The following is a 15,011-nucleotide window of genomic DNA, read 5'->3' as shown; positions in this document are numbered from 1 at the left end:
GATTAAGCCAAAAGAGGAGAATATTATATTATGAAGAAAACAGTCTTATATTTAGTATTAGCAGTAATGTTTTTATTAGCGGCATGCGGTAACAATTCTGATAAAGAACAATCAAAATCAGAAACTAAAGGTTCTAAAGATACAGTAAAAATTGAAAATAACTATAAAATGCGTGGCGAGAAAAAAGATGGTAGTGACGCTAAAAAAGTTAAAGAAACTGTTGAAGTACCAAAAAATCCTAAAAATGCAGTTGTGTTAGACTATGGCGCATTAGATGTAATGAAAGAAATGGGCTTATCAGATAAAGTAAAAGCATTACCTAAAGGGGAAGGCGGTAAGTCATTACCGAATTTCTTAGAAACATTTAAAGATGATAAATATACAAACGTTGGTAATTTAAAAGAAGTGAATTTTGATAAAATTGCTGCGACGAAACCCGAAGTAATCTTTATCTCTGGACGTACAGCTAATCAAAAGAATTTAGATGAATTCAAAAAAGCTGCACCTAAAGCGAAAATTGTTTATGTTGGTGCAGATGAAAAGAACTTAATTGGTTCAATGAAACAAAACACTGAAAATATCGGTAAAATTTACGATAAAGAAGATAAAGCTAAAGAATTAAATAAAGATTTAGATAACAAAATTGCTTCAATGAAAGATAAAACGAAAAACTTCAATAAAACTGTTATGTATTTACTAGTTAACGAAGGTGAATTATCAACATTTGGACCTAAAGGTCGTTTTGGTGGATTAGTTTACGATACATTAGGATTCAATGCAGTTGATAAAAAAGTAAGTAATAGCAATCATGGACAAAATGTTTCTAACGAATATGTTAATAAAGAAAATCCAGATGTTATTTTAGCGATGGATAGAGGTCAAGCGATAAGTGGTAAATCAACTGCGAAACAAGCATTAAATAATCCTGTATTAAAAAATGTTAAAGCAATTAAAGAAGACAAAGTATATAATTTAGATCCTAAATTATGGTACTTTGCAGCTGGATCAACTACAACTACAATTAAACAAATTGAGGAACTTGATAAAGTTGTAAAATAATTTTAAAAGAGGGGAACAATGGTTAAAGGTCTTAATCATTGCTCCCCTCTTTTCTTTAAAAAAGGAAATCTGGGACGTCAATCAATGTCCTAGACTCTAAAATGTTTTGTTGTCAGTCGTTGGTTGAATGAACATGTACTTGTAACAAGTTCATTTCAATACCAGTGGGCTCCAAACATAGAGAAATTTGATTTTCAATTTCTACTGACAATGCAAGTTGGCGGGGCCCAAACATAGAGAATTTCAAAAAGGAATTCTATAGAAGTGGTGCTTTATCATGTCTGTCCCACTCCCTATAATGTTTTGACTATGTTGTTTAAATTTCAAAATAAATATGATAGTGATATTTACAGCGATTGTTAAACCGAGATTGGCAATTTGGACAACGCTCTACCATCATATATTCATTGATTGTTAATTCGTGTTTGCATACACCGCATAAGATTGCTTTTTCGTTAAATGAAGGCTCAGACCAACGCTTAATGGCGTGCTTTTCAAACTCATTATGGCACTTATAGCATGGATAGTATTTATTACAACATTTAAATTTAATAGCAATAATATCTTCTTCGGTAAAATAATGGCGACAGCGTGTTTCAGTATCGATTAATGAACCATAAACTTTAGGCATAGACAAAGCTCCTTAACTTACGATTCCTTTGGATGTTCACCAATAATGCGAACTTCACGATTTAATTCAATGCCAAATTTTTCTTTGACGGTCTTTTGTACATAATGAATAAGGTTTTCATAATCTGTAGCAGTACCATTGTCTACATTTACCATAAAACCAGCGTGTTTGGTTGAAACTTCAACGCCGCCAATACGGTGACCTTGCAAATTAGAATCTTGTATCAATTTACCTGCAAAATGACCAGGCGGTCTTTGGAATACACTACCACATGAAGGATACTCTAAAGGTTGTTTAGATTCTCTACGTTCTGTTAAATCATCCATTTTAGCTTGTATTTCAGTCATTTTACCAGGAGCTAAAGTAAATGCAGCTTCTAATACAACTAAGTGTTCTTTTTGAATAATGCTATTACGATAATCTAACTCTAATTCTTTTGTTGTAAGTTTAATTAACGAGCCTTGTTCGTTTACGCAAAGCGCATAGTCTATACAATCTTTAACTTCGCCACCATAAGCGCCAGCATTCATATACACTGCACCACCAATTGAACCTGGAATACCACATGCAAATTCAAGGCCAGTAAGTGCGTAATCACGAGCAACACGTGAGACATCAATAATTGCAGCGCCGCTACCGGCTATTATCGCATCATCAGATACTTCGATATGATCTAGTGATAATAAACTAATTACAATGCCGCGAATACCACCTTCACGGATAATAATATTTGAGCCATTTCCTAAATATGTAACAGGAATCTCATTTTGATAGGCATATTTAACAACTGCTTGTACTTCTTCATTTTTAGTAGGGGTAATGTAAAAGTCGGCATTACCACCTGTTTTAGTATAAGTGTATCGTTTTAAAGGTTCATCAACTTTAATTTTTTCATTTGGGATAAGTTGTTGTAAAGCTTGATAGATGTCTTTATTTATCACTTCTCAGTACATCCTTTCTCATGTCTTTAATATCATATAGTATTATACCAATTTTAAAATTCATTTGCGAAAATTGAAAAGAAAGTATTAGAATTAGTATAATTATAAAATACGGCATTATTGTCGTTATAAGTATTTTTTACATAGTTTTTCAAAGTATTGTTGCTTTTGCATCTCATATTGTCTAATTGTTAAGCTATGTTGCAATATTTGGTGCTTTTTTGTATTGAATTGCAAAGCAATATCATCATTAGTTGATAAGAGGTAATCAAGTGCAAGATAAGATTCAAATGTTTGGGTATTCATTTGAATGATATGTAGACGCACCTGTTGTTTTAGTTCATGAAAATTGTTAAACTTCGCCATCATAACTTTCTTAGTATATTTATGATGCAAACGATAAAACCCTACATAATTTAAGCGTTTTTCATCTAAGGATGTAATATCATGCAAATTTTCTACACCTACTAAAATATCTAAAATTGGCTCTGTTGAATATTTAAAATGATGCGTACCGCCAATATGTTTTGTATATTTTACTGGGCTGTCTAAGAGGTTGAATAATAATGATTCAATTTCAGTGTATTGTGATTGAAAACAATTAGTTAAATCACTATTAATGAATGGTTGAACATTTGAATACATGATAAACTCCTTTGATATTGAAAATTAATTTAATCACGATAAAGTCTGGAATACTATAACATAATTCATTTTCATAATAAACATGTTTTTGTATAATGAATCTGTTAAGGAGTGCAATCATGAAAAAAATTGTTATTATCGCTGTTTTAGCGATTTTATTAGTAGTAATAAGTGCTTGTGGTAATAAAGAAAAAGAGGCACAACATCAATTTACTAAGCAATTTAAAGATGTTGAGCAAAAACAAAAAGAATTACAACATGTCATGGATAATATACATTTGAAAGAAATTGATCATCTAAGTAAAACTGATACAACCGATAAAAATAGTAAAGAATTTAAGGCACTACAAGAAGATGTTAAAAACCATCTCATACCTAAATTTGAAGCATATTATAAGTCAGCAAAAAATTTGCCTGATGATACAATGAAAGTTAAGAAATTAAAAAAAGAATATATGACGCTTGCAAATGAGAAGAAGGATGCGATATATCAATTAAAAAAATTCATAGGTTTATGTAATCAATCTATCAAGTATAACGAAGACATTTTAGATTATACGAAACAATTTGAAAAAAATAGATACAAAGTTGAATCAGAAATTAAATTAGCTGATAATAAAAGTGAAGCAACTAATCTTACGACAAAATTAGAACATAATAATAAAGCGTTAAGAGATACTGCGAAGAAGAACCTAGATGATAGTAAAGAAAACGAAGTAAAAGGCGCGATTAAAAATCACATTATGCCAATGATTGAAAAACAAATTACCGATATTAACCAAACTAATATTAGTGATAAGCATGTTAATAATGCAAGGAAAAACGCAATAGAAATGTATTACAGTCTGCAGAACTATTATAATACACGTATTGAAACAATAAAGGTTAGTGAGAAGTTATCAAAAGTCGATGTAGATAAGTTGCCGAAAAAGGGTATAGATATAACTCACGGCGATAAAGCCTTTGAAAAAAAGCTTGAAAAATTAGAAGAAAAATAACTATAATCATTTTTCAAAGTTAAAAATTTTGAATTTATGGTTAACATGTCAACTTACTATGTGTATAATGGTAAACATTGATATTAACTATATGTATAAAAATGTCACGCAGATGCTATTTAAATGTGATAAATATTTTTAGAGGTGAATAGAGTGGCTATAAAGCTAAGTTCAATTGACCAATTTGAACAGGTTATTGAGGAAAATAAATATGTTTTTGTATTAAAACATAGTGAAACTTGTCCAATATCGGCAAATGCGTACGATCAATTTAATAAATTTTTATATGAACGCGATATGGACGGTTATTATTTGATTGTCCAACAAGAACGCGATTTGTCAGATTATATTGCTAAAAAAACGAACGTTAAACATGAATCACCTCAAGCATTTTATTTTGTAAATGGTGAAATGGTTTGGAATCGAGACCACGGTGATATCAATGTGTCGTCATTAGCACAAGCAGAAGAATAATGAAACTATAGGTTGGAACATTTTGCCTTACACTACTAGACGTGAATAGCACAACTTAAATTCGTGTGAATCAGAGTAGTTTGGCTATAATGATGTTCTGACCTTTTATTTTATGTCACCTTTAGAAGCAGTTAAGTTAGTACTTTTTTACAAACATATGTATAATGTATTCGAGTATTTTTATTGAAAATATTTTGTAAAACGACGAATCCAATAAGAAAATTTAAACATGATTTGTAAGTTAGTTTAATAGGAAATATATGCTAAACCAAAAGAAGCATACTGTTATTTACTGGAATAATTAATAATCATGTCATGTTAAATGTTCGCATATAATCACGAGATAAAATCTAAAATTTAAGATTAATCTTTTATGAATAAAAAACGTATCACAACAAATAATAAAGTAAGGTGGTCAAGGTTATGAAAGTATTAGTAGCCATGGATGAGTTTCATGGAATTATTTCGAGTTATCAAGCTAATAGATATGTTGAAGAGGCAGTTGCAAGCCAAATTGAAACTGCAGATGTAGTTCAAGTACCATTGTTTAATGGAAGACATGAATTATTAGATTCTGTATTTTTATGGCAATCTGGGCAAAAGTATCGTATACCAGTACATGATGCAGATATGAATGAAGTTGAAGGTGTTTACGGACAAACTGATACAGGGATGACCGTTATCGAGGGGAATTTATTTTTAAAAGGTAAAAAACCAATTGTTGAACGAACAAGTTATGGTTTAGGAGAAATGATTAAACATGCATTAGATAATGACGCAAAACATGTTGTAATTTCACTAGGTGGGATTGATAGTTTTGATGCTGGTGCAGGTATGTTACAAGCATTAGGTGCTCAATTCTATGATGACGAAGGGCGTGTCGTAGATATGAGACAAGGTGCTGGTGTAATTAAATATATTCGTCGTATGGATATGTCGAACTTACACCCTAAAATGGAAACAGCAAGAATTCAAGTAATGTCGGATTTTTCAAGTCGATTATATGGTAAGCAAAGTGAAATCATGCAAACTTATGATGCGCATCAGTTGAATCATAATCAAGCAGCAGAAATCGATAATTTAATTTGGTATTTTAGTGAGTTATTTAAAAGTGAATTGAAAATTGCAATTGGTCCAGTTGAACGTGGTGGTGCTGGTGGTGGAATTGCAGCAGTCTTGAATGGACTGTATCAAGCTGAAATATTAACCAGTCATGCATTAGTAGACCAACTAACACATTTAGAAAATTTAGTTGAACAAGCGGATTTAATTATTTTTGGAGAAGGGTTAAATGAAAATGATCAGTTGCTAGAAACGACAACATTGCGTATTGCAGAACTTTGTCATAAACATCAAAAGGTTGCCATTGCAATTTGTGCAACTGCTGAAAAGTTTGATTTATTTGAATCACAAGGGGTTACAGCAATGTTTAATACATTTATCGATATGCCAGAAACTTATACTGACTTTAAAATGGGGTTACAAATTAGGCATTATACGGTTCAGTCTTTAAAACTGTTGAAAACACATTTTAATGTTGAGGTTTAGTAAAGAAGGACTAAATTGGTGATGCTGTCATGATGGTTAATAACATTTATGATGGTTAGCAAAACGAATTAGAAGATCGAAAGTATACGTAGAAAATATAAAAAATCACGCTATCATTGCACTGAATGTTAGCGTGATTTTTATATATTAATTAAGCCTGAGTTGAACTAGTATATAATCGTTGGTTTTTAGTGATTTTCAGCGATATCTTCTACAATTCCAATGATTACTTGTACTGCTTTTTCCATAACATCAATGGATGCATATTCATATGGGCCGTGGAAGTTACCGCAACCTGTAAAGATGTTTGGAGTTGGTAACCCCATAAATGACAATTGTGAACCATCTGTACCACCACGAATAGGTTCAGTGTTTGCTGGAATATCTAATTTGGCAAAGACACGTTTAGGTATATCAATAATATGAGGCAATGGTAATATTTTTTCTGCCATATTGAAATATTGATCCGATATATCAACTTTAACTGGATAATTTTCAAAATGGGCATTGATATCGTCACGTATTTCTAAAATACGTTTCTTACGCAATTCGAATTGTTTTTTATCATGATCACGAATAATGTATTGCAAAGTTGCTTTTTCAACAGTTCCTTCAAAGTTCATTAAGTGATAAAAGCCTTCGTATCCTTCTGTTCGCTCCGGAACTTCACTATCAGGTAGCAAACTATCGAATTGTTCACCTAAACGTATTGCGTTTACCATTGCATTTTTAGCTGAACCAGGATGAACATTTACACCGTGGCATGTAATAACCGCTTCAGCAGCGTTAAAGCTTTCATATTGTAATTCTCCATATTGACTACCATCCATAGTATAAGCAAAATCAGCATTGAAGCGGTCAACATCAAATTTATGTGGACCACGACCGATTTCTTCGTCTGGTGTAAATCCAATGCGAATGGTACCATGTTTAATTTCTGGATGTTCTTGTAAATAACAAATAGCTTCCATAATTTCCACAATACCCGCTTTATCGTCTGCACCTAGTAACGATGTACCATCAGTTACCATTAATGTATGACCAACTAAACTGTTAAGTTCTGGAAATACTTTAGGATCTAAGACACGTTTAGTATTGCCTAGTTTGTATGGCTTACCATCATAGTTTTCAATAATTTGCGGTTTAACATTTGAAGCATTGAAATCAGGTGATGTATCAACATGCGCCAAAAATCCAACTGTTGGGACGTCGACATCGATGTTACTTTCTAATGTAGCAAATAAGTAGCCATTTTCATCTAAATCAGTTGGCAATCCTAATTGTTGTAATTCTTTTTCTAATAAATGTAACAAATCCCATTGCTTTTCAGTTGAAGGTGTTGTTGTAGATTTTGGATCAGATTGCGTATCAATTGTTGTATATCTTGTTAATCTATCTATCAATTGGTTCTTCATTATATTCGACCCCTTAAACTCTATTATTCATGTTGTAAGATTTTTTATATGTCTTACCTTTGATTTTACCATACAGTTGTTTGATACGTGTGTATAGGTAATATAGAATTTCAGAAACTAATATACCGAAAGCAATCGCACCTGAAATCAGTGTAACTTCTAAAAATGTATTTACAGCACTTGTATAATCATTCGATACTAAAAAACGAGTCGCTTGATAAGCTGCACCACCAGGTACTAATGGTATAATGCCTGGCACTATGAATATAATTACCGGTCGTTTATATCTGCGACTCATAGTATGACTCATTAAGCCTAAAATTAAGCTTCCCAAAAATGAAGCGCCAACTTTTCCAAACTCTAAATCTACCGTTAATTGGTAAATCGTCCATGCAATGGCACCTACAAATCCACATGCTACTAAGAGGCGTTTAGGTGCATTGAAAATGATAGAGAAAAGTACTGTTGATATAAAGCTGATTGTAAAATGAAATAAATAAAATAGCATGCTTTAACAGTCCTTCCTTAAATGATTAATAAAACGATTGCGACACCAGCACCGATTGCGAATGCTGTTAATGCAGCTTCAACACCGCGAGACATACCTGCAAGTAATTCACCCGCTAATAAATCTCGAATGGCATTGGTAATTAATATACCAGGGACAAGTGGCATGACACTGGCTATAGTAATGATATCTTGATTGGTTGCAATGCCTAATTTAGTAAATGTGGCTGCAATGGATATGACCACAGCAGCTGCAACAAACTCTGAGAAAAATTTAATTTGTATATAGCGTTGCACAAAGCTGAATGTTAAAAATGCGGATCCACCAGCAATGACTGCAATCCAACAATCTGATGCGACACCACCAAACATAAATAGGAAGAAGCCACATGCAATGGCAGCTGCAAAGAAATTCGTTAAAAAAGAATATTGTAATGATGCATGCTGTAAATGAATAAATTCAGATTTAGCTTCATCAATTGTGAGTTCTTTATTTGATATTTTACGTGAAAGACTATTCGTTAAAGCGATTTTCTCTAAATCTGTTGTACGCTCTTGTACACGAATTAATCTTGTACTTGTTCGATCGTTTAATGAAAAAATAATTGCAGTTGAACTGACAAAACTATATGTATTATGAAGACCATAACTGTGTGCGATACGGTTCATTGTATCTTCAACTCGATATGTTTCAGCACCTGATTCAAGTAAAATTCTACCTGCAATTAATACAACATCAATCACTTTGTTTTCATCTATAATTGTGATTGAATCTGGCATATCAATTCACCTCCAATGATATGTGTTATTTATTTGAACAATTGAAGTTTACAACTTGTTGTTGCAACTTTCAATAGTGAGACTTTGTGTTAGTATGATGAACTTGTATGGTTCAAATTTAAATAAGAAAAACTGTTAATCTTTGCTATTATACTATGATTTAATAATAGCAAAGGATTAACAGTTTTGTCGTTGTTATAAATTGATAATAGGGTTAAACATTACTTTGTTTCGCCCTTGATTTTTGGCTACATGCACCATATCGTCTGCATCTTTAAACACTTTACGCTGTGATTTTGGATCGTCATCTGTTAAATAACCAACACCGATAGACACTGACAATTTAATAACTTCTTTGTTTGGTAAATGGAATGATGATTTTTCAACACCCGAACGAATATTTTCAGCTAATTTAACACTTTGATCAAGTGAATAATTGTGAATGACAACTGAGAACTCTTCGCCACCATTTCTAAAAATTTTAAATTGATTCGGCACATAGTTTTTAAGTAATTGAGACATTTGTTTTAATACAGCATCACCTGATTTGTGTGAGTAGGTATCATTGACATCTTTAAATCCATCGATATCGATTAATAATAATGCGATACTTTGATGTTCTTTTTCAGCTTTTCGTGAAATTTCATTTAAATGTCTATCAAATTCTTTTACATTACCTAAGCCTGTTAAGTAATCATATTTATCTTCGTTTTCATAACGATTTACGAGTGAGAAGAAATGCCAAATATCGACAAATGTTATCGCTGAAGCTAAAGTGATAATTAATGAAATTGGTATTAAAATGATAACTTCCGATAGTGTGTAAATAGGACTCACTAACGCGACACCAAATAAAATGATTATTGTAACAACATTAAGTATTAATAATGATAGCACATCATTTTGTTTTAAAAATGGTCCAATAGCACTTGTTACTGCAGCAATAACAATCAACGTAACACCGTACATAATCGAGTTGTTAAATACTACAATTTCAACAATTGCTACAATTACTGTGGCAGATAATGTATAGACCATATTTGTAAATCTACCTAAAAACAATAAAGGAACGAATGTTAAGTGAATTAAATAATCTTCACGATAAGGGATAGGGTAGACAGATAATAATAATGATACGATTGTCATTAAAACAGTGACATAAGCCTTAGAAAAAACCATACGTTTGTTTTCTGAATACTGTAAGCGATGGAATAAATAGATTCCAGCGACTATAACAGATATATTGTATATAAATGCTTCGAACATGTCTGAATCGACTCCTTTAATTGACCACTAGCTATTGTAAGTGAAAACTTACAATTTGTCATTAGTTTACATATAAAATTAATGTATGATATAGACTTTGATGTTAAAATGTTGCCTTAAATGATATGATGAAAAAATGAATAATAGGCGATATATAAGAAATGAATCGTATAGTTGTAAATATGATATCATTGATTGAGCGAATTAATTTATAATAAAGCTATAAGATATACGTAGAAAATAGATATATCATTCTATAAAGACAATATTAAATAAATATAACGTTAAAAACAATTAATATCGATGAAGGTGAATAAATGGTTACATTATTACTAGTTGCAGTAACAATGATTGTCAGTTTGACGATAACACCAATTGTTATTGCAATATCGAAAAGATTAAATTTAGTTGATAAACCAAATTTTAGAAAAGTACACACTAAACCTATTTCAGTTATGGGTGGTACAGTGATTCTCTTTTCATTTTTAATAGGTATTTGGATTGGTCATCCTATTGAAACAGAAATCAAACCACTTATTATTGGTGCGATTATTATGTACGTACTTGGGCTTGTAGATGATATCTACGATTTGAAACCGTATATAAAATTGGCTGGTCAAATTGCCGCTGCCTTAGTAGTTGCTTTTTATGGTGTGACTATTGATTTTATTTCGTTGCCAATGGGTACAACGATTCATTTTGGATTTCTTAGTATTCCAATTACTGTGATTTGGATTGTTGCTATTACAAATGCAATTAACTTAATTGATGGACTCGATGGTTTGGCGTCGGGTGTTTCTGCAATCGGACTCATTACAATAGGATTCATTGCAATTTTACAAGCTAATATTTTCATAACGATGATTTGTTGTGTTTTATTAGGCTCTTTAATTGGGTTTTTATTTTACAATTTCCATCCTGCCAAAATATTTTTAGGTGATAGTGGGGCTTTAATGATTGGATTTATCATCGGATTCCTTTCTTTACTCGGATTCAAAAATATTACAATTATTGCATTGTTCTTCCCAATTGTTATCTTAGCAGTTCCATTCATTGATACTTTGTTCGCAATGATTCGACGTGTGAAAAAAGGGCAGCATATAATGCAAGCTGATAAATCGCATTTGCATCATAAACTATTAGCTTTAGGCTACACACATAGACAAACAGTATTATTAATCTATTCAATCTCTATTTTATTTAGTCTTTCGAGCATTATTTTGTATGTATCGCCACCATTAGGTGTTGTATTAATGTTTGTATTAATCATATTTAGTATTGAATTAATTGTTGAATTTACAGGATTAATAGATAACAACTACCGACCAATATTAAATTTAATTAGTCGGAAATCGTCACACAAAGAGGAATAGGGAATGAAAGCATAGCTGTATGGGATAATTTGTATTATATGGCTTTACTCTTTGCAATTTTTTATGTATTAAATTTCAAATATAAAAAAGCACTGCCATAAACGTGTACTTCAATTGTCGTTTAATAATACGCAATTGATATTTACCGTCTTATGATAGTGCTTTTTATTTTTATTCAGTTGGTATATCGAAAGGTAACTGCTTTGGAGTTTCTTCAGTCAAATCGAAATTTCCTGCAGTCATTTGATTTAAAAAGTTAATAAACGCTTCATAGTCACTTTTAACGACATCGATATAGTAGCTTACCTTATCAGTGTAAGTTTGGTTTCTTAACATAAAATGAGTTGAAGCTAATTCATATTCAAATTTACCAGTTTGATCATAATTCAGTGTTACTATACATGGTACTGCTTCTCGTAGTTCGACACGTCCGACATCATAAATGACGTCTCTAACAGCACCGCTATAGGCGCGAATTAAACCGCCACCACCTAATTTAATACCACCAAAATATCTTGTTACTACGACACACGCATTATGAACATCGAGCTTTTTTAATATGTCTAACATTGGGACACCGGCAGTTCCTGTCGGTTCACCGTCATCATTCGCTTTTTGAATATTCATTTCAGGTCCAATAGTATATGCAGAACAATTATGAGTGGCATCTTTATGTTCTTTTTTTATTGCAGCAATAAATGCTTTAGCTTCATCTTCATTTTGAACAGGTTTGATATGAGCAATGAATCTTGATTTACTAATCACATTTTCAATAATGTGTTCTTTTTTAACAGTAATGATATTTTGTGTCATAATAACTCCTTAATTCATAAGCTTAAGATTATTTAATCTTCATTATACACTGAAAATGACATGACTATAAATCGTTTGATTGCCATTTTCTTTTTAACTGAAATATTGTATCATTGCTATGAGTATATTTTAGGAGGACGACTATGAAAATTGCTGTGATGACCGATTCTACAAGTTATCTGTCGCAGGACTTAATCGATAAATATAATATTCAAATAGCGCCATTAAGTGTGACTTTTGATGATGGAAAGAACTTTACAGAAAGTAATGAAATAGCAATTGAAGAATTTTATAATAAAATGGCATCGTCTCAAACGATTCCGACAACAAGCCAACCAGCAATTGGCGAATGGATTACTAAATATGAAATGCTAAGAGATCAGGGTTACACAGATATCATTGTCATTTGCTTATCCAGTGGGATTAGTGGAAGTTATCAATCTAGTTATCAAGCAGGGGAAATGGTTGAAGGTGTTAATGTACATGCATTTGATAGTAAGCTTGCAGCAATGATTGAAGGATGTTATGTATTACGTGCTATTGAAATGGTTGAAGAAGGATACGAACCACAGCAAATTATTGATGATTTAACTAATATGCGTGAGCACACAGGTGCATATTTAATTGTTGATGACTTAAAGAATTTACAAAAAAGTGGTCGAATTACTGGTGCTCAAGCATGGGTTGGAACATTATTGAAAATGAAGCCAGTTCTTAAGTTTGAAGATGGCAAGATTATACCAGAAGAAAAAGTTCGTACTAAAAAGCGTGCCATTCAAACATTAGAAAAGAAAGTATTAGATATTGTAAAAGACTTTGAAGAAGTAACTTTATTTGTCATAAATGGAGATCATTTTGAAGATGGTCAAGCGTTATACAAAAAGTTACAAGAAGATTGTCCTTCAGGTTATCAAGTAGCATACTCTGAGTTTGGTCCAGTTGTTGCAGCACATTTAGGTTCTGGTGGATTAGGTTTAGGCTATGTTGGCAGAAAAATAAGATTAACATAATTATAAAATTTTAATAAAAGAGTCTATATTGTAATTGGAAATTATCTCTCGTATACATGGCTTTAAATGTTCATCATTTGAAAGTCAAAATGCTAAAGATATAAGAAAATCATTATAATATTAGGCTCTTTTTTACGTTGAAATGAGGTTTTAAGCATTAAACATTACGGGAAATTAATTCATCCTCATACTTCACTTACTAATGAAAAAATAAAAAAAGAAGTAACAGGTGTCATCAAACAAAATTCAAACTTTTATTGTGTTCAATGTGAAAGTACAAATCCAAAGCATTTTTATCAGTATGCTTCCTCAGTACATTCCAAGAAAATTGTATATTGCAGAAATTGTATATCACTGGGTCGAATGGATAATGTAACAAGATATAAAATAACAGAGAGTTCGCAAAGTTCATCACAAGCATATTATCATCTCTCATTTGAAATGTCGGAACAGCAGTCTTATGCCTCAGAACATATTGTTCGAGCCATTAGAATGAGACAAACGATTTTGTTATATGCCGTAACAGGTGCAGGTAAGACAGAAATGATGTTTCAAGGCATTCAATATGCAAGAATACAGGGAGATAATATAGCTATTGTGTCACCGCGTGTAGATGTTGTTGTAGAAATTAGTAAACGTATTAAAGACGCATTTCTTAATGAAGATATAGACATACTACACCAGCAATCAAGACAACAATTTGAAGGGCATTTTGTTGTATGCACAGTGCATCAACTTTACCGATTCAAACAGCACTTTGATACTATTTTTATTGATGAAGTCGATGCCTTTCCTTTATCAATGGATAAAAATTTACAACAAGCATTGAAGTCATCTTCTAAAGTTGAACATGCAACAATTTATATGACAGCAACACCACCGAAACAACTTCTGTCAGAGATTCCCCACGAAAATATAATTAAATTGCCAGCTCGCTTTCATAAAAAATCACTTCCAGTTCCTAAATATCGTTATTTCAAACTTAATAATAAGAAGATTCAGAAAATGTTATACCGAATTTTACAAGATCAAATTAATAATCAACGTTATACACTGGTGTTTTTTAACAATATAGAAACAATGATTAAAACATTTTCGGTTTATAAGCAGAAAATTACTAAATTAACATACGTCCATAGCGAGGATGTTTTTCGCTTTGAAAAAGTTGAACAATTAAGGAATGGACATTTCGATGTCATTTTTACTACGACAATATTAGAACGTGGATTTACAATGGCAAATTTGGATGTTGTTGTTATCGATGCACATCAATATACTCAAGAGGCTTTAATACAAATTGCTGGACGTGTTGGACGAAAATTAGAATGTCCTACTGGAAAAGTATTGTTTTTCCATGAAGGAGTAAGTATGAATATGATTCAAGCTAAAAAAGAGATTCAAAGGATGAACAAATTAGCATTAAAAAGAGGTTGGATTGATGAATAATTGTTTGAGTTGTGGTGCTAAGTTATATGAAAATATAACCATTTATAATTTGTTCAAGAAACCTAATAGATTATGTGACAGATGCAAAGAGAATTGGGACAATAT

Annotated in this window: 15 protein-coding genes and 1 pseudogene; 8 read left to right on the top strand and 8 right to left on the bottom strand. The window is 31.7% G+C overall.

Going from position 1 to position 15,011, the window contains the following annotated elements; genetic code table 11:
* Positions 1–30: 30 nt before the first annotated feature.
* Positions 31–1,059 carry a ferrated catecholamine ABC transporter substrate-binding lipoprotein SstD gene (locus tag IDG63_RS12955; RefSeq protein ID WP_000754448.1) on the top strand — a complete coding sequence of 343 codons (1,029 nt, stop codon included), beginning with the start codon at positions 31–33 and terminating at the stop codon, positions 1,057–1,059.
* A gap of 316 nt (positions 1,060–1,375) precedes the next feature.
* Here IDG63_RS12955 and IDG63_RS12950 read toward each other — a convergent pair whose 3' ends face one another.
* The 3 genes from IDG63_RS12950 to IDG63_RS12940 all read right to left on the bottom strand — a co-directional run bounded on the left by IDG63_RS12950 (position 1,376) and on the right by IDG63_RS12940 (position 3,276).
* Complete coding sequence (locus IDG63_RS12950) at positions 1,376–1,690, bottom strand: CHY zinc finger protein (protein WP_001127269.1); 315 nt, start codon at positions 1,688–1,690, stop codon at positions 1,376–1,378.
* 17 nt (positions 1,691–1,707) lie between these two features.
* The gene (gene murB / locus IDG63_RS12945; RefSeq protein ID WP_000608440.1) at positions 1,708–2,631 is read right to left on the bottom strand and encodes a UDP-N-acetylmuramate dehydrogenase; all 924 of its coding nucleotides are present in this window, start codon (positions 2,629–2,631) and stop codon (positions 1,708–1,710) included.
* 126 nt (positions 2,632–2,757) lie between these two features.
* Entirely contained in the window at positions 2,758–3,276 is a 519-nt protein-coding gene (locus IDG63_RS12940; RefSeq protein WP_000287207.1) for a GrpB family protein, read from the bottom strand.
* A 119-nt stretch (positions 3,277–3,395) separates the two neighbouring features.
* Here IDG63_RS12940 and IDG63_RS12935 point away from each other — a divergent pair, with 119 nt between their 5' ends.
* The 3 genes from IDG63_RS12935 to IDG63_RS12925 all read left to right on the top strand — a co-directional run bounded on the left by IDG63_RS12935 (position 3,396) and on the right by IDG63_RS12925 (position 6,296).
* A complete protein-coding gene (locus tag IDG63_RS12935; protein ID WP_000724896.1) occupies positions 3,396–4,274 on the top strand; it encodes an EMYY motif lipoprotein in 879 nt (292 codons plus the stop codon).
* A gap of 153 nt (positions 4,275–4,427) precedes the next feature.
* On the top strand, positions 4,428–4,748 hold the full coding sequence (gene ytxJ, locus IDG63_RS12930) for a bacillithiol system redox-active protein YtxJ (RefSeq protein WP_000985617.1): 321 nt from the start codon (positions 4,428–4,430) through the stop codon (positions 4,746–4,748).
* Between the two features lie 423 nt (positions 4,749–5,171).
* Positions 5,172–6,296 (top strand): glycerate kinase, encoded by a 1,125-nt coding sequence (locus IDG63_RS12925; protein WP_000866742.1) that lies wholly within the window; start codon positions 5,172–5,174, stop codon positions 6,294–6,296.
* A 188-nt stretch (positions 6,297–6,484) separates the two neighbouring features.
* Here the strand turns inward: IDG63_RS12925 and pepT are convergent, their stop codons facing one another.
* The 4 genes from pepT to gdpS all read right to left on the bottom strand — a co-directional run bounded on the left by pepT (position 6,485) and on the right by gdpS (position 10,264).
* The gene (gene pepT, locus IDG63_RS12920; RefSeq protein WP_000795826.1) at positions 6,485–7,711 is read right to left on the bottom strand and encodes a peptidase T; all 1,227 of its coding nucleotides are present in this window, start codon (positions 7,709–7,711) and stop codon (positions 6,485–6,487) included.
* 13 nt (positions 7,712–7,724) lie between these two features.
* The gene (locus tag IDG63_RS12915; RefSeq protein ID WP_000899890.1) at positions 7,725–8,219 is read right to left on the bottom strand and encodes a threonine/serine exporter family protein; all 495 of its coding nucleotides are present in this window, start codon (positions 8,217–8,219) and stop codon (positions 7,725–7,727) included.
* 17 nt (positions 8,220–8,236) lie between these two features.
* Positions 8,237–8,998, bottom strand: coding sequence for a threonine/serine exporter family protein (locus IDG63_RS12910; protein WP_001113406.1), 762 nt, complete (start codon positions 8,996–8,998; stop codon positions 8,237–8,239).
* 195 nt (positions 8,999–9,193) lie between these two features.
* Positions 9,194–10,264 (bottom strand): GGDEF domain-containing protein GdpS, encoded by a 1,071-nt coding sequence (gene gdpS, locus IDG63_RS12905; RefSeq protein ID WP_000460983.1) that lies wholly within the window; start codon positions 10,262–10,264, stop codon positions 9,194–9,196.
* A gap of 317 nt (positions 10,265–10,581) precedes the next feature.
* On the opposite strand from gdpS, the gene IDG63_RS12900 reads away from it, so the two are divergent.
* Complete coding sequence (locus IDG63_RS12900) at positions 10,582–11,637, top strand: glycosyltransferase family 4 protein (protein ID WP_000258151.1); 1,056 nt, start codon at positions 10,582–10,584, stop codon at positions 11,635–11,637.
* 171 nt (positions 11,638–11,808) lie between these two features.
* On the opposite strand, the gene IDG63_RS12895 is transcribed toward IDG63_RS12900, so the two are convergent.
* Positions 11,809–12,450, bottom strand: a complete 642-nt coding sequence (locus tag IDG63_RS12895) for a YigZ family protein (protein WP_000192949.1) — start codon at positions 12,448–12,450, stop codon at positions 11,809–11,811.
* 143 nt (positions 12,451–12,593) lie between these two features.
* On the opposite strand from IDG63_RS12895, the gene fakB1 reads away from it, so the two are divergent.
* The 3 genes and pseudogenes from fakB1 to IDG63_RS12880 all read left to right on the top strand — a co-directional run.
* Complete coding sequence (fakB1, locus tag IDG63_RS12890) at positions 12,594–13,460, top strand: fatty acid kinase binding subunit FakB1 (protein ID WP_000686344.1); 867 nt, start codon at positions 12,594–12,596, stop codon at positions 13,458–13,460.
* A 363-nt stretch (positions 13,461–13,823) separates the two neighbouring features.
* The gene (locus IDG63_RS12885) at positions 13,824–14,906 is read left to right on the top strand and encodes an ATP-dependent helicase ComFA (protein ID WP_001641371.1); all 1,083 of its coding nucleotides are present in this window, start codon (positions 13,824–13,826) and stop codon (positions 14,904–14,906) included.
* Positions 14,899–15,011: pseudogene (locus IDG63_RS12880) on the top strand (ComF family protein); the annotation flags it as partial. The gene IDG63_RS12885 and the pseudogene IDG63_RS12880, both read left to right, overlap by 8 nt.

It is taken from the genome of Staphylococcus sp. EG-SA-14 (assembly GCF_017151935.1).
GTDB classification, from domain to species: domain Bacteria; phylum Bacillota; class Bacilli; order Staphylococcales; family Staphylococcaceae; genus Staphylococcus; species Staphylococcus aureus.
This window is presented reverse-complemented; position numbering and strand designations above follow the sequence as displayed.